This window comes from Micromonospora sp. NPDC047793 (genome assembly GCF_040642635.1).
Taxonomy (GTDB): Bacteria; Actinomycetota; Actinomycetes; order Mycobacteriales; family Micromonosporaceae; genus Micromonospora.
Map to the genome: position 1 here is coordinate 102,011 of NZ_JBEYSG010000002.1, position 15,776 is coordinate 117,786.

Here is a 15,776-nt window from a genome sequence, read left to right on the forward strand (position 1 = left end):
GTGGGCTTGCGATCCCCGCAGTCGCGAACGGAAGGCGGCGCTGATGACCACGACTGTTTTCACTGATGCGACGCGGGCTCGGGCGCGGGAGATCATCGCCCGTTACCCGGCCGACCGGTCCCGTTCGGCCCTGCTACCCCTGCTGCACCTGGTGCAGTCCGAGGAGGGTTACGTCTCCCCGGCCGGAGTGGCGTTCTGCGCCGAGGTGCTCGGCCTGAACAAGGCCCAGGTCGGCGCCGTGGCGAGCTTCTACACCATGTACAAGCGCCGCCCCACCGGTGACTGGCTGGTCAGCGTCTGCACCAACACCATGTGCAACGTCCTCGGCGGGCAGGAGGTCTACGACGCCCTCACCGAGCACCTGGGTGTCGGGCACGACGAGACCACCGAGGACGGCACGATCACCCTCGAACACGCCGAGTGCCTGGCCGCCTGCGACTACGGCCCGGTGATGACGGTCAACTACGACTTCTTCGACGGCGTCGACCCGCAGAGCGCGGTCGGTCTGGTCGACGAGCTGCGCGCCGGAGGGCGGCCCACGCCGAGCCGGGGCGCCCGCCTCTGCACGCTCAAGGAGATGGCGGTGCAGCTCGCCGGCTTCGCCGACGAGCGTGAGGGCGCGGTCGCCGACGGCGTACCGGGCGAGCCGAGCCTGCGTGGCCTGCGCCTGGCCGAGCAGCACGGCATCTCGGTGCCGGGCTTCGACCCGAACACCCCGATCCGCAGCGGCAAGGCCGGTGACAAGCCGGCCCCGGCCACCCCGGCCAAGGCCGCGCCGACCGGCACCACGGCGCCCGACGTACCCGCGCCGGACCGCAAGTCGCCGCAGGTGCGTACCGCCGAGACCCGGCAGCCGGACGCCCAGACGGCGGTGCCGGACGCCCCCGGCACGAAGGTGCCGGTCGACGGGTCGCCTCCGGCGTCGAGCGACGCCCGCGCGGCGGAGGCCGCCGGTGCGGCGGCCAACCCACCCGCCGGTGACGGCAAGCCTGCCGGCGACGACGCCGAGGCTCAGGAGCGCAACCTCAGCGAGGCGGAGTCGTCCGGCGGTGGCCAGGGCTCCGCGAACGACAAGGGGGCTCAGAAGTGACCACGCCTCGGCCGGAGATCCTGGCCAAGCTGACGCCGGTCCTCACCAAGCGCTGGCTGTCGCCGGACGCCTGGCGGATCGGCACCTACGAGAAGCTCGACGGGTACGCCGCACTGCGCAAGTCGCTCAAGGCGCACCCGGACGACCTGATCCAGCTCATCAAGGACTCCGGGCTGCGCGGTCGTGGCGGCGCGGGCTTCCCGACCGGCCTCAAGTGGGGCTTCATCCCGCAGGGCGACGGCAAGCCGCACTACCTCGTGGTCAACGCCGACGAGGGCGAGCCGGGCACCTGCAAGGACCTGCCGCTGATGACGCACGACCCGCACTCGCTGGTCGAGGGCGTGATCATCGCGTCGTACGCGATCCGGGCCAGCCGGGCCTACATCTACATCCGGGGCGAGGCCGTGCACGCGGCACGCCGGCTGCGCAACGCGGTGAACGAGGCGTACGCCAAGGGCTACCTCGGGCGCGACATCCTCGGGTCCGGTTTCGACCTGGACCTGGTGGTGCACTCGGGCGCCGGTGCGTACATCTGCGGCGAGGAGACGGCGCTGCTGGACTCGCTGGAGGGCTTCCGGGGCCAGCCCCGGCTGCGCCCGCCGTTCCCGGCGACCCACGGCCTGTACGCCAGCCCCACGGTGGTCAACAACGTCGGCACCATCTCCAGCGTGCCGTACATCGTGCTGGGCGGCGCCGAGTGGTGGAAGACCATGGGCACGGAGAAGTCCTCCGGACCGATGATCTATTCGCTCTCCGGCCGGATCGCCAACCCGGGTCAGTACGAGTGCTCGATGGGCATCACCCTGCGCGAGCTGCTGGAGCTGGCCGGTGGCATGCAGCCCGGGCACAACCTCAAGTTCTGGACCCCGGGTGGTTCGTCCACGCCGCTGCTCACCGCCGAGCACCTGGACGTGCCGCTGGACTTCGAGGGGGTGGCCGGCGCCGGATCGATCCTCGGCACCACGGCCACGCAGATCTTCTCGGACCAGGACTGCCCGGTCTACGCGACCTACCGCTGGCTGGAGTTCTATCACCACGAGTCGTGCGGCAAGTGCACCCCGTGCCGGGAGGGCAACTACTGGATGGTCCGGGTCTACCGGCGCATCCTGGCCGGTCAGGGCACCCACGACGACCTGGACACCCTGCTCGACACCTGCGACAACATCCTGGGCCGCTCGTTCTGCGGCCTGGGTGACGGTGCCACCAGCTCGGTGACGTCGTCCCTGAAGTACTTCAAGCAGGACTACCTCGACTACATCGAGGGACGGACCGCTCCGAAGTTGTCCGACAAGCAGTTGGTGGGAGCCCACTAATGACGGACGTTGCCAAGTCGACCGAGACGGTCACGCTGACCATCGACGGCGTCGAGGTCACCGCCCCGAAGGGGGCGCTGCTGATCCGCGTCGCCGAGCAGATCGGCACGGAGATCCCCCGCTTCTGCGACCACCCGCTGCTGGCACCGGCCGGTGCCTGCCGCCAGTGCCTCGTCGAGGTGGAGGGGCAGCGCAAGCCGGTCGCCTCCTGCACGCAGACGGTGGCCGAGGGCATGGTCGTCCGCACCCAGCTCAGCTCTCCGGTCGCCAAGAAGGCGCAGGAGGGGATCATGGAGCTGCTCCTGGTCAACCACCCCCTCGACTGCCCGATGTGTGACAAGGGCGGCGAGTGCCCGCTGCAGAACCAGGCGATGTCGACGGGCCGCACCGACTCGCGGTTCCACGAGCACAAGCGGGAGTACCCGAAGCCGCTGCCGATCAGCACCCAGGTGCTGCTCGACCGCGAACGCTGCGTGCTCTGCCAGCGCTGCACCCGGTTCTCCGAGGAGATCGCCGGCGACAAGTTCATCGACCTGATGAACCGTTCGTCCGCCGAGGAGATCAACATCTACCGGGACGAGGAGTACGGCGAGGAGGGCGACGCAGGTGACGTGCCGTTCAACTCGTACTTCTCCGGCAACACCGTGCAGATCTGCCCGGTCGGCGCGCTGACCGGCACCCAGTACCGTTTCCGCGCCCGCCCGTTCGACCTGGTCTCCAGCCCGAGCGTCTGCGAGCACTGCTCGGCCGGTTGCGCCCAGCGCACCGACTGGCGTCGGGGCAAGGTGATGCGGCGGCTGGCCGGCGACGACCCGCAGGTCAACGAGGAGTGGAACTGCGACAAGGGCCGGTGGGGCTTCCAGTACGCCCGTGCCACCGACCGGTTGACCACTCCACTGGTCCGCGACGAGCGCACCGGTGAGCTGCGTGAGGCGTCCTGGAGCGAGGCGCTCAGCGTCGCCGCCGAGGGGCTGCGTGCGGCCCGGGACGGCGGTCAGGGCTCGGCGGTGCTCACCGGCGGTCGGCTGACCGTCGAGGACGCCTACGCGTACGCGAAGTTCGCCCGGATCGCGCTGCACACCAACGACATCGACTTCCGGGCCCGCCCGGCCTCCCGCGAGGAGGCCGACTTCCTGGCCAGCAACGTCGCGGGCAGCACCGACGTCACCTACACCGACGTCGAGAACGCTCCCGCCGTGGTGCTGGTCGGCCTGGAGCCGGAGGAGGAGTGCCCGATCCTCTTCCTGCGGATGCGCAAGGCGTACCTCAAGAACAAGCTCAAGGTGTACGCGATCGCGCCGTTCGCCACCCGCGGCCTGGAGAAGCTCGGTGCCAAGCTGGCCCGGGTGGTGCCGGGTGAGGAGGCCGGGGTGCTCGCCGAGCACGCCACGGTCGCCGAGGCGCTGAGCGCCCCGGGTGCGATCCTGATCGTCGGTGAGCGACTGGCCTCGGTGCCCGGCGGGCTCTCCGCCGCCGCCGAGGTGGCCGCGCGTACCGGTGCGAAGCTGGCCTGGGTGCCGCGACGCGCCGGGGACCGGGGCGCCGTCGACACCGGCTGCCTGCCCAACCTGCTGCCCGGTGGGCGGATCGTCACCGAGCCGACCGCGCGCGCCGAGCTGGGCGAGGCGTGGGACATCCCGGCCGGAGTGATCCCGAGCCAGGCCGGCCGGGACACCGACGGCATCCTCGCCGCCGCCGCCGAGGGCCGCCTCGGCGCACTGGTGGTGGCCGGCGTCGACCCGGCCGACCTGGCCGACCCGCGCCTGGCCGAGCAGGCCCTCGACGCGGTGCCGTTCCTGGTCAGCCTGGAGCTGCGGGCCAGCGCGGTGACCCGACGGGCGAACGTCGTCCTGCCGGTCGCCCCGGTGGTCGAGAAGGCCGGCAGCTTCCTGGACTGGGAGGGCCGGCTGCGTCCGTTCGACGCGGTCCTGACCACCGCCGCGATGACCGACGGCCGGGTGCTCGACGCGCTCGCCGCCCAGCTGGACGTGCGGCTGGGCACCGGAGACGTGCTCTCCGTGCGCCGCGAGCTGGGCAGCCTGCCGACGACCCGGGTGGGTCGTCCGGCGGCCCCGAGTGTCGCGCCGGGCACCGTCCGGGACCTCGCGCCCGGCGAGGCGGTCCTGGCGACCTGGCACCAACTGCTCGACCTGGGCAGCCTCATCGACGGTGACGAGCACCTGGGCGGCACCGCCCGCCCGCCGGTGGTCCGGCTGGGCAAGGGCAGCGCGGAGGCGCTCGGCATCGCCGACGGTGACCCGGTGACGGTGGGTACCGACCGTGGGGCGCTGACCCTGCCGGCGGCCATCACCGAGATGCCGGACGGCGTGGTCTGGCTGCCCACCAACTCGCCCGGCGCGACGGTACGGCGCAGCCTGGGCGCGACCTCCGGTTCGGTGGTCCGGGTCTCCGCACCCGGTACGGCCGAGCCGGTCGCCGCCGACGCGGCGGGTCGTTCGGGCCCGCTGCTCAACTCCTCCGGGGGTCACCAGTGAGTGCGAGGAGTGAACGAGCGGAGCGAGTGAGCCCCGCAGTCGGGAACGAAAGGTGGGCCCAGTGAGTCACTCGCTCCTCGCCCAGGCGCCGTCGCTGACCGACTTCGGTCACGACCCGTGGTGGCTGGTGCTTGGCAAGATCGTCTTTGCCTTCGTCGTCGCCCTGCTCGGCACGCTGCTGGGCGTCTGGTTCGAGCGGCGAGTGGTGGGGCGGATGGCGGTCCGGCCGGGCCCGAACCAGCTCGGCCCCTTCGGTCTGCTGCAGACGCTCGCCGACGGCCTGAAGATGGCCTTCAAGGAGGACATCCTCCCCAAGTCGGCAGACAAGGTCATCTACTTCTTCGCGCCGGCCATCTCGGTGATCTGCGCGGTGACCGCGCTGTCGGTGATCCCCTTCGGCCCGATGGTCAGCATCTTCGGCCACCAGACGCCGTTGCAGGTCACCGACGTGCCGGTGGCGGTGCTGGTGGTGCTCGCCTTCTCGTCGTTGGCGGTCTACGGCATCGTGCTGGCGGGCTGGGCCTCCGGCTCGACCTACCCGCTGCTCGGTGGTCTGCGGTCCACCGCCCAGCTCATCTCGTACGAGGTGTCGCTGGGGCTGTCCATCGTGGCGGTGTTCATGCTCGCCGGCACGATGTCCACCTCGGAGATCGTGGCCGCACAGGGCACCGGCACGCAGGTGAACCTCTTCGGCGTCGACGTCTGGGCGCCCGGCTGGTACGCGCTGCTGCTGTTCCCGAGCTTCATCGTCTTCTTCATCTCCATCGTCGGTGAGACGAACCGGCCGCCGTTCGACCTGCCGGAGGCGGAGTCGGAGCTGGTGGCGGGCTTCATGACCGAGTACAGCTCGCTGAAGTTCGCGCTGATCATGCTCAGCGAGTACGTGGCGATGGTGACCATGTCGGCCTTCACCGTCACCCTCTTCCTGGGCGGCTGGTACGCGCCGTGGCCGATCAGCCTCTGGTCGGGTGCCAACTCCGGTTGGTGGCCGCTGCTCTGGTTCTTCGGCAAGGTCATCCTGCTGGTGTTCGTCTTCGTCTGGCTGCGGGGCACGCTGCCCCGGCTCCGCTACGACCAGCTCATGCGCCTCGGCTGGAAGGTGCTGATCCCGGTCAGCCTGGTCTGGATCGTGGTCCTGGGCTGGTACCGCACCATCGGCGACTGGGACACCACGGGTCGCCTGTGGGCCATCGGTATCCCGGCCGGGATCGTGCTGCTCGCCGCGATGTTCTGGCCGAGCCGTAAGCCGCAGTCGAAGCCGACCGTCGCCGAGCAGGTCGAGAACCGGCCGCAGGGCAGCTTCCCGCTGCCGCCAATGGATCTGCAGGTACCCCCGAGCCCGCGTACCCGGCGCATGGTCGCCGAGCGGGAGCCGGCCAACGTTCCCGCCGGCCAGGACTCTGAGGAGGTGTGACGTGGGCGCGATCACCGGAACGTTCAAGGGCTTCGGGGTCACCTTCTCGCACATGTTCAAGAAGGTCGTCACCACCGACTACCCCTTCACCCCGCCGAAGCCGGCGCCGCGCTACCACGGCCGGCACATCCTCAACCGGCACCCGGACGGCCTGGAGAAGTGCATCGGCTGTGAGCTGTGCGCCTGGGCCTGCCCGGCGGACGCGATCTTCGTCGAGGGTGGCGACAACACCGACGAGCAGCGTTTCTCGCCGGGTGAGCGGTACGCCAGCAACTACCAGATCAACTACGCCCGCTGCATCTTCTGCGGGCTCTGCATCGAGGCGTGCCCGACCCGCTCGTTGACCATGAGCAACGAGTACGAGCTGGCCCGGGACAACCGGCAGGACCTGATCTTCACCAAGGAGCAGCTGCTCGCGCCGCTGCTGCCGGGGATGGAGCAGCCGCCGCACCCGATGCGTCTGGGCGACAGCGAGAAGGACTACTACATCGGCAGCCTGACCAACCCGGGCACCTCGGCCGGCGCCGAGCGCTCGCCGATGGGGCCGGGGCACTACCAGGTCGACGAGCACCCGGGCGTCACCTTCCCCGGTGCCGAGCAGGCCGCCCAGCGGGCTGCGGCGGACAAGGGAGAGACGGCATGACCACCTCGACGGTGCTCGCCGCGGGTGCGGTCTCCGGCGGTGAGTCGGTGGCCTTCTGGATCCTCGCCCCGCTGGCGCTGGCCGGCGCGATCGGCATGGTCGCGGCCCGCAACGCGGTGCACTCGGCGCTCTGGCTGGTGCTGACCATGCTCAGCCTGGGCGTGTTCTATGTGCTCCAGGCCGGGCCGTTCATCGGCATGGTGCAGATCATCGTCTACACCGGCGCGATCATGATGCTCTTCCTGTTCGTGCTGATGCTGGTCGGGCGGGACGCCTCGGACTCACTGATCGAGGTGCTGCGGGGTCAGCGGATCGCGGCGATCGGGCTGGGCGTCGGCTTCGCCGCGCTGCTCGGCAGCGGGGTCTACCGGGCCACCCAGGACACCGTGGCGGTGGGTCTGGAGGAGGCCAACGCTGGCGGCAACGTGCAGGGCATCGCCCGGTTGCTCTTCACCGACTACATCTTCGCCTTCGAGCTGACCGCAGCGCTGCTGATCACCGCCACCATCGGCGGCATGATCCTGGCGCACATCGAGCGGCGCAAGGAGGACAAGCGCGACCAGGTGGCCACCATGAAGGCCCGCTTCGCGCCCGGCAACTACCCCGGTCCGAAGCCCGGCCCGGGTGTCTTCGCCACCTCCTCGTCGGTGGCCACTCCGGCGCGCCTGCCGGACGGCCGACTGAGCGACCGGAGCACGCCCGACATCCTTCCGGTGCGTGAGCTGGCCGCCGAGGAGACCACCCTGAAGGGCACTGAGAAGTGAGTGACTTCTTCTCCGTCGAACCGAACTACTACCTCGTCCTCGCCGCGGTGCTGTTCACCATCGGCGCGGCCGGGGTGCTGGTCCGGCGCAACGCGATCGTGCTGTTCATGTGCGTCGAGCTGATGCTCAACGCGGCCAACCTGGCGCTGGTCACCTTCAGCCGGATGAACGGTGACCTGAACGGCCAGATCATGGCGTTCTTCGTGATGGTGGTGGCGGCGGCCGAGGTCGTGGTCGGGTTGGCCATCATCATGGCGATCTTCCGCACCCGGCGCTCCGCCAGCGTCGACGACGCCAACCTGTTGAAGTACTAGAGGGGCCCACCGGTGGACGAAATTGTGACGTACGCCCAGGCTGCTCCGGCCGAGACCGTCTCGTACGCGACGGCCGACGGGCTGCTGAGCAGCGTCTGGCTGCTGGTGGCGATCCCGCTGGTCAGCGCGATGGTCCTGCTGCTGCTCGGCCGGCGCGCCGACCGGTGGGGGCACTGGCTCGGCGTGGCCGCCGTCGGTGCCGCCTTCCTGCTCGGTCTGACCTACTTCTTCAACCTGCGCGGGTTGGAGAACAAGTCCGTCGAGCTCAGCCTCTGGGACTTCATCGCGGTCGGCAACCTCAACGTCGACTTCGGACTGCTCTTCGATCCGCTGGCCGGGGTCTTCGTCCTGCTGATCACCGGCGTGGGCTTCCTGATCCACCTGTACGCGGTCGAGTACATGGCGCACGACCCGGGTCGTCGGCGGTTCTTCGCCTACTTCAACCTGTTCGTCGCGGCCATGCTGCTGCTGGTCCTCGGCAACAACTACGTGATGCTCTACTTCGGCTGGGAGGGCGTCGGTCTGGCGTCGTACCTGCTGATCTCCTTCTGGAACACCAAGCCGGCCGCGGCCACCGCCGGCAAGAAGGCGTTCCTGATGAACCGGGTCGGCGACGCCGGTCTGGCCATCGCCATCTTCATCATGTTCGCCACCCTGGGCACCACCCAGTACGACGAGGTGTTCAACGGGGTCGGCGCACTGGCCGGCAGCACCGTGCTGGTGCTCGGCATCCTCCTGCTGCTCGGCGCGGCCGGCAAGTCCGGTCAGTTCCCGCTCCAGGCGTGGTTGCCGGACGCCATGGAGGGTCCGACCCCGGTGTCGGCGCTCATCCACGCCGCGACGATGGTCACCGCCGGTGTCTACCTGATCGCCCGGTCCAACATCATCTTCTCGGCCAACGCGACGCTGCAGTTGGTGGTGGTCAGCGTCGGTGCGCTGACGCTGCTGATCGGCGCGATCATCGGCTGCGCCAAGGACGACATCAAGCGGGTGCTGGCCTGGTCGACGGTGAGCCAGATCGGCTACATGTTCCTCGGTGTCGGCCTGGGCGGCGCCGCGTACGCGCTGGCCATCGTGCACCTGCTGGCGCACGGCTTCTTCAAGGCCAACATGTTCCTTGGTGCCGGCTCGGTCATGCACGGCATGAAGGACCAGGTGGACATCCGCCGCTTCGGCGGTCTGTCGAAGTACATGAAGATCACCTGGATCACCTTCGGTGCGGGCTGGCTGGCGATCATCGGCATGGTCCCGTTCTCCGGCTACTTCTCGAAGGAGCCGATCATCGCCGCCGCCTTCGAGCGGGACGGCTGGACGGCCTGGCTGTTCGGCGGGGCCGCGGTGCTCGGTGCCGCGCTGACCGCGTTCTACATGACTCGGCTGTTCGTGCTGACCTTCCACGGGCCCAAGCGCTGGACCACGGACATCGAGCACCCGCACGAGTCCCCGCCGCTGATGACCATCCCGCTGATCCTGCTCGGCATCGGCTCGATCGGCGCGGGTTGGCTGCTGGCCACCTCCGTACCGGACTGGCTGACCGCCACCGCCGGTCTCGGCGCGGCCGAGGCGCACCACGACGCGGTGCTGCCGCACTGGGCGATCGTGGTGCTGTCGCTGGGCGTCACCGTGCTCGGTGCCGCGCTGGCCTGGTTCCTGTTCCGCAACGGCACGGCCAACGAGCCGCAGCCGGCCGGGGTGCTGGTCACCGCCGCCCGCAAGAACCTCTACACCGACGCGGTGAACGAGGCGGTCTTCGAGAAGCCCGGCATCTTCCTCACCCGGGCGCTCGTCTACCTGGACAACCGGGGCATCGACGGGCTGGTCAACGGGCTGGCAGCCGGTGTCGGCGGTGGCTCGGGTCGACTGCGGCGGCTGCAGACCGGCTTCGTCCGGTCGTACGCCACCTCGATCCTCGCCGGGGCGCTGCTGATCGTGGGCGCGTTCCTTGCCGTGCAGGCGGGGTGGTTCGCGTGATCGACCTCAAGAGGCCGACGGTCTCGCAGGCGGCCGTCGCCGGCGGACCGCGCATCGACGACGGAGGTAAGGCCGCATAATGTCCGACTTCCCGTTCCTCTCGGTGCTCACCGTGGCGCCGCTGGTCGGCGCAGTGGTGGTCGCCCTCCTGCCGCGCAGCCGGCCGACGCTGGCCAAGCAGGTCGCTCTCGGCTGGTCGCTGCTGGTGCTGGCGCTGTCCGTGGTCATGTGGGTGACCTGGCAGGTCGACGGCGACCGGTTCCAGTTCCGTGAGTCGTACCCGTGGATCCCGAACTGGGGCGTGAACTTCACGTTCGCCGCCGACGGCATCGCGCTGGTCATGCTGATGCTGATCGCGGTGCTGGTGCCGCTGGTGATCCTGGCCTCCTGGCACGACGCCGAGTCCTCGAAGCGCTCGGTGCCGGTCTACTTCGCGCTGCTGCTCGTCCTCGAATGCACGATGCTCGGTGTCTTCGCCGCCGCCGACGTCTTCCTGTTCTATGTGTTCTTCGAGGTCATGCTGGTGCCGATGTACTTCCTGATCGGCAGCTACGGCGGCCACCAGAGGCAGTACGCGGCGGTCAAGTTCTTCCTCTACTCGCTGGTCGGCGGTCTGTTCATGCTGGCCGCCGTGATCGGCCTCTGGGTGGTCGGCGGCAAGACCTTCGACTGGGTGGCGCTGTCGCAGGTGGACATCTCCACCGGTGCGGAACGCTGGCTGTTCCTCGGGTTCTTTGTCGCGTTCGCGATCAAGGCGCCGTTCTTCCCGTTCCACACCTGGCTGCCGGACGCCGGTGGCGCGGCCCCGGCCGGTGCCGCCGCGCTGCTGGTCGGCGTGCTGGACAAGGTCGGCACCTTCGGCATCATCCGGTACTGCCTGCCGCTGTTCCCGGACGCCGCCCAGTGGTTCGCGCCGTGGGCGCTGGGCCTCGCGGTGATCGGCATCATCTACGCCGCTCTGCTGGCGGTGGGGCAGAACGACCTCAAGCGACTGGTGTCGTACACGTCGATCGCGCACTTCGGCTTCATCGGCGTGGGTCTGTTCGCCTTCACCACCCAGGCCGGTACCGGTGCGGTGCTCTACATGGTGAACCACGGCCTCGCCACCGGCCTGCTCTTCCTGGTGGTCGGCATGCTGGTCGCGCGCCGGGGTTCGGCGCTCATCAGCGACTTCGGTGGTGCCGGCAAGCTGGTGCCGGTGCTGGCCGGGGTGCTGTTCTTCGCCGGTCTCGCCTCGCTGGCGCTGCCCGGCACCGCGCCGTTCGTCTCCGAGTTCCTGGTGCTGATCGGCACCTTCACGGTGAACAAGCCGGTCGCGGTGATCGCCACGCTGGGCATCATCCTGGCGGCGGCGTACGTGCTGTGGATGGTGCAGCGGACCACGCAGGGCACGCTCAATCCGGCGCTGACCCAGATCGACGCGATGAAGCGCGACCTCAATCTGCGCGAGAAGGTCGTGGTCGCCCCGCTGATCGCGCTGATCGTGCTGCTCGGCTTCTACCCGAAGCCGGTCACCGACGTGATCAACCCTGCGGTTCAGGCGACCATGGAGGACGTCGGCCGGACCGACCCGGCCCCGACGGCAGGCAACGTCCAGGAGGCCAGCCGGTGAGCGCGAGGAGTGAGCTCGCGAGCCCTAGCCGCCCGCGCGAGGAGAGAGCGAAGCGAGCCCCGCAGTCGCGGGCACAAGACAGCGCAGTCGCGAACGAAAGGTTGACTCGGTGAACGAGTTCGTACTGCCGCCGATCGACTACGCGGCACTCGCGCCGATCCTGATCATGCTGGGCGCGGCGGTGCTGGGGGTGTTGGTCGAGGCCTTCGTGCCGCGTCGGCTGCGGCACCCCGTGCAGCTTCCGCTGGCCCTGGTGGCGGTGCTCGCCGCGCTGACCATGGTGGTGTTCAACTCCGACAAGCGGGTGATCACCATCGGGGTGATCGCGATCGACGGCCCCACGCTGTTCCTCCAGGGCGCGATCCTGGCCCTGGCCGGTGTGGCGCTGCTGCTGATGGGCGACCGGGCGGTGGAGCGGGGCGGGGCGTTCGTGGCCCAGGCCGCGATCACCGCCGACTCGCCGGACGACCGGCGGCAGGCGGCCAAGGCCGGTGGTGCCGGTGAGGTCTACCCGCTGACCACGTTCGCCATCGGCGGCATGCTGATCTTCGTGGCGGCGAACGACCTGCTGACCATGTTCATCGCGCTCGAGGTCTTCTCGCTGCCGCTCTACCTGCTCTGCGCGCTGGCTCGTCGTCGGCGGATCCTGAGCCAGGAAGCGGCGATGAAGTACTTCCTGCTCGGCGCGTACGCCTCGGCGTTCTTCCTGTTCGGTCTGGCGCTGCTCTACGGCTTCAGCGCCGGTCTGGGCGACCGTCAGGCGGGCGTGGACTTCGCCACCCTCAACGCCGCCGTGGCCAACTCGACGGCCAGCCCGGTGCTGCTCTTCGCCGGTATGGCCCTGGTCGCCATCGGCCTGCTGTTCAAGGCCGCCGCCGCGCCGTTCCACGTCTGGACGCCCGACGTCTACCAGGGGGCGCCCACTCCGGTGACCGGCTTCATGGCGGCCTGCACGAAGGTCGCCGCGTTCGGCGCCCTGCTGCGGGTGTTCCACGTCGCGTTCGAGGGCGCACGGTGGGACTTCACGCCGGTGCTCGGCACGGTGGCGGTGCTCACCATGCTGGTCGGCGCCGTGCTCGCGGTCACCCAGACCGACATCAAGCGGCTGCTGGCGTACTCCTCCATCGCCAACGCCGGCTATCTGCTGGTCGGTGTGCTCTCCCCAGGGCGTGACGGGCTCTCCGGCACGATGTTCTACCTGGTCGCGTACGGCTTCACCGTGCTGGCCGCGTTCGCCGTGGTGACCCTGGTCCGGGACGCCGACGGGGAGGCCACCCACCTGTCCCGCTGGGCCGGGCTGGGCCGCCGCTCGCCGGGGTACGCGTCGGTGTTCACCTTCATCCTGCTGGCCTTCGCGGGTATCCCGCTGACCAGCGGCTTCACCAGCAAGTTCGCCGTCTTCGCTCCGGCTCTCGACGGCGGTCAGGTGTGGCTGGTGATCGCCGGTGTGCTGACCAGCATGGTGCTGGCCTTCCCGTACCTGCGGGTCGTGGTGATGATGTGGCTCTCCGAGCCGGGCGACTCGACCCCGACCGTCACGGTGCCGGGCGCGATGACCTCGGCGGCGCTGGTGATCGGCGTACTCGCGACCCTGGTTCTCGGCGTCGCTCCGGCGCCGCTGCTCGACCTGGCCACCGGCGCTGCGGACTTCATCCGGTAGCGGCGTCACCTTCCGTTTCGGGGGCCGGTCCACTCTTGTGGACCGGCCCTCGCCGCGCCTCCCCGGTCCGCTGCAGGTAGAGCCCGTGTGGCATGGTGGAGGAGTGGTGATTAGGGGTGGCGAGCGTTCAGGTGGCACCGGCTCCGGTGGCCGCCGCAGCCGGCACGCGGGCCAGTTCGGCCCGCTCGGTCTGCATCTCGCCGACCCGCACACCGAGGCATCCGTGCTGGGGCTGCTCGACGCCATCGAGGTGGAGCTGCGGGCCAGCGTGGCCAGCGCCGACCCGTTCGTGACCGAGGCCGCCCGACACCTGGTGGAGGCGGGCGGGAAGCGCTTCCGGCCGCTTCTGGTGGCCCTGGGCGCACAGTTCGGCGACCCGGCTCGGCCGGAGGTCGTCTCGGCCGCCGTGGTGGTGGAGTTGACCCACCTGGCGACGCTCTACCACGACGACGTGATGGACGAGGCCGCGGTGCGTCGGGGAGCGCCGAGCGCCAACTCCCGTTGGACCAACTCGGTCGCCATCCTGGTGGGTGACTACCTCTTCGCGCGGGCCGCGGACGTCGCCGCCGATCTGGGCCCCGAGGCGGTACGCCTCCAGGCGCGCACCTTCGCCCGCCTGGTCCACGGCCAGATCGCCGAGACGGTCGGCCCCCGGGCGGACGCCGACCCGGTGCGGCACTACCTGGACGTGATCGCCGAGAAGACCGGTTCGCTGATCGCCACCAGTGCCCACTTCGGCGCGCTGTTCAGCGGCACCACCCCGGAGCACGTGTCGGCGCTGGCCGGGTACGGCGAGACCATCGGTGTCGCCTTCCAGCTCTCCGACGACCTGCTGGACATCGCCAGCGAGTCGGAGGAGTCCGGCAAGACGCCCGGCACCGACCTGCGGGAGGGTGTGCCGACGCTGCCGGTGCTCTACGCCCTCGCCTCCGACGACGCGGACGCCGCCTCGGTGCGGCTGCGGGAGATCCTGGCCACCGGCCCGCTGACCGACGACGCCCTGCACGCCGAGGCGCTCGGCCTGCTGCGGGAGAGCCCCGCGCTCAAGCGGGCCCGGGAGACGGTCCGCAGTTACGCCGAGGACGCCCGGGCCCGGCTCGCGCCGCTGCCGGACGTGCCGGCGCGTCGCGCCCTGGAGTCGCTCTGCGACCACATCGCCGACCGCACCGGCTGATCACCTCTTCGCAGTGTCCCGCCGAGGACCGACGCCCTCGACCGGGTGTGCGGTCAGGCTGACGCGGGCCGGGACAGCAGCCGGGTGGCGGTGAGCATGAGCGCGGCCGCGGTGAGCATGGCGGCGGCTGCGGTGAGCCACATCACCGGGTAACCGGCGGCGGTGGCGAGCGACCCGAGGGCCAGCGGGCCGAGGCAGCCGCCCGCGTACACCCCGGTCTGGGTGATGGAGGTGGCGGCGGCCGGTGCCTGCGGGTGCAGCCGGACCACGGCGAAGTTCATCAGTCCGGGCCAGGACCAGCCCAGGCCGAAACCGAGCAGGACACCGGCGACGAGCGCCCCGGAGCCGGCCACCGCGAGCAGGCCGAGCCCCACCGCCCCGACCGCCAGCAGGCCGGCGATCACGGTGACGTGCCCGCCGTCGCGGCGGTCGGCGAGCCAACCGATCCCGATCCGCGCGACGACGCAGACCGCGCTGCCGAGGGTCAGCACGAGTCCGGCGAGGGCGGGTCCGTGACCCCGGTCCACGGAGGCGTCGACCAGGAAGGTGCCCAGCGCGCCCGCCGCGCTTGCCGCGAGCGTCGCGGCCACGCCGACCACGACCAGACCCACGGTCGCGTTCCCGGCGGGGCGGTTCGACCGATGGACGGGTTGCGGTCCGTGTGACGGGACGAGCGGCAGCGTGGCCAATGCGGCACCGGCGGCGGCCACGAACGCCCACCGCCAGCCGACGGTGAGCGCGAGTGTGGGTACGGCCGCGCCGGCCAGCAGGGTGGAGACCGGGATGGCCGCCTGTTTGACGCCGAACGACAGGCCCTGTCGTCGCGCCGGTACGTGCCGGGCCAGCAGCAGGTTGCTGGAGAGTTGGCCCAGCGCGTTCGCGGTGCCGGCCACGGCGAGCAGGACGAGCAGCATCGGGTACGAGCGGGCCAGCACGGCCACGGCGAGCAGCGAGCCGGCGGAGATCAGGATGCCCGTGCGGGCGACGACGCCACCGCCCCAGCGTTCCACCAGCGCACCGGAGGGGACCGAGGCGAGCGCACCGACGCCGAAGTAGATCGCCACGGCGATGCCCAGACCGGCCGGGTTGAAGCCCAACTCCTCGCGCATCTGCACGGCGAGCCCGCCGACCAGGAAGACGGGTAGGACGCAGGCGATGGTGACGGCCACGGCGGTGGAGGCGGCCCGGACGGGCCGGGTGGTGGTCTCCGCAGCACGGGACGGGGCGGTGTGGGTCATGGTGGGGCCAACCTACGCCTGCCGCATTCCGGCAACGGAAAGTGCGGTCAGCGTCACATCGGGTATCCGACGAACGGTGATCCTCCAC

12 protein-coding genes are annotated in these 15,776 nt (G+C 70.5%); 11 read left to right on the forward strand and 1 reads right to left on the reverse strand.

Annotated elements, in window-relative coordinates; translation table 11 throughout:
- Positions 1-43 precede the first annotated feature (43 nt).
- The 11 genes from nuoE to ABZ738_RS05155 all read left to right on the forward strand — a co-directional run bounded on the left by nuoE (position 44) and on the right by ABZ738_RS05155 (position 14,450).
- On the forward strand, positions 44-1,090 hold the full coding sequence (nuoE, locus tag ABZ738_RS05105) for an NADH-quinone oxidoreductase subunit NuoE (protein WP_131054078.1): 1,047 nt from the start codon (positions 44-46) through the stop codon (positions 1,088-1,090).
- A complete protein-coding gene (gene nuoF / locus ABZ738_RS05110) occupies positions 1,087-2,403 on the forward strand; it encodes an NADH-quinone oxidoreductase subunit NuoF (RefSeq protein ID WP_131054077.1) in 1,317 nt (438 codons plus the stop codon). Before nuoE ends, nuoF begins: the two co-directional genes overlap by 4 nt.
- Complete coding sequence (locus tag ABZ738_RS05115) at positions 2,403-4,898, forward strand: NADH-quinone oxidoreductase subunit G (RefSeq protein ID WP_176092344.1); 2,496 nt, start codon at positions 2,403-2,405, stop codon at positions 4,896-4,898. Before nuoF ends, ABZ738_RS05115 begins: the two co-directional genes overlap by 1 nt.
- Positions 4,899-4,959: 61 nt before the next feature.
- Positions 4,960-6,312 carry an NADH-quinone oxidoreductase subunit NuoH gene (gene nuoH / locus ABZ738_RS05120; protein ID WP_176092345.1) on the forward strand — a complete coding sequence of 451 codons (1,353 nt, stop codon included), beginning with the start codon at positions 4,960-4,962 and terminating at the stop codon, positions 6,310-6,312.
- Position 6,313: 1 nt separating this feature from the next.
- On the forward strand, positions 6,314-6,955 hold the full coding sequence (nuoI, locus tag ABZ738_RS05125; protein ID WP_131054363.1) for an NADH-quinone oxidoreductase subunit NuoI: 642 nt from the start codon (positions 6,314-6,316) through the stop codon (positions 6,953-6,955).
- Complete coding sequence (locus tag ABZ738_RS05130; protein ID WP_131054362.1) at positions 6,952-7,719, forward strand: NADH-quinone oxidoreductase subunit J; 768 nt, start codon at positions 6,952-6,954, stop codon at positions 7,717-7,719. Before nuoI ends, ABZ738_RS05130 begins: the two co-directional genes overlap by 4 nt.
- A complete protein-coding gene (nuoK, locus tag ABZ738_RS05135) occupies positions 7,716-8,033 on the forward strand; it encodes an NADH-quinone oxidoreductase subunit NuoK (protein WP_013731028.1) in 318 nt (105 codons plus the stop codon). Before ABZ738_RS05130 ends, nuoK begins: the two co-directional genes overlap by 4 nt.
- A gap of 12 nt (positions 8,034-8,045) precedes the next feature.
- On the forward strand, positions 8,046-10,004 hold the full coding sequence (gene nuoL / locus ABZ738_RS05140) for an NADH-quinone oxidoreductase subunit L (RefSeq protein WP_357211125.1): 1,959 nt from the start codon (positions 8,046-8,048) through the stop codon (positions 10,002-10,004).
- A gap of 79 nt (positions 10,005-10,083) precedes the next feature.
- A complete protein-coding gene (locus tag ABZ738_RS05145) occupies positions 10,084-11,616 on the forward strand; it encodes an NADH-quinone oxidoreductase subunit M (protein WP_131054360.1) in 1,533 nt (510 codons plus the stop codon).
- A gap of 109 nt (positions 11,617-11,725) precedes the next feature.
- Positions 11,726-13,276, forward strand: a complete 1,551-nt coding sequence (nuoN, locus tag ABZ738_RS05150) for an NADH-quinone oxidoreductase subunit NuoN (RefSeq protein ID WP_131054359.1) — start codon at positions 11,726-11,728, stop codon at positions 13,274-13,276.
- 109 nt (positions 13,277-13,385) lie between these two features.
- On the forward strand, positions 13,386-14,450 hold the full coding sequence (locus ABZ738_RS05155) for a polyprenyl synthetase family protein (RefSeq protein ID WP_254877018.1): 1,065 nt from the start codon (positions 13,386-13,388) through the stop codon (positions 14,448-14,450).
- A 53-nt stretch (positions 14,451-14,503) separates the two neighbouring features.
- On the opposite strand, the gene ABZ738_RS05160 is transcribed toward ABZ738_RS05155, so the two are convergent.
- Positions 14,504-15,688 (reverse strand): MFS transporter, encoded by a 1,185-nt coding sequence (locus ABZ738_RS05160; RefSeq protein WP_131056754.1) that lies wholly within the window; start codon positions 15,686-15,688, stop codon positions 14,504-14,506.
- Between the last annotated feature and the right edge of the window lie 88 nt (positions 15,689-15,776).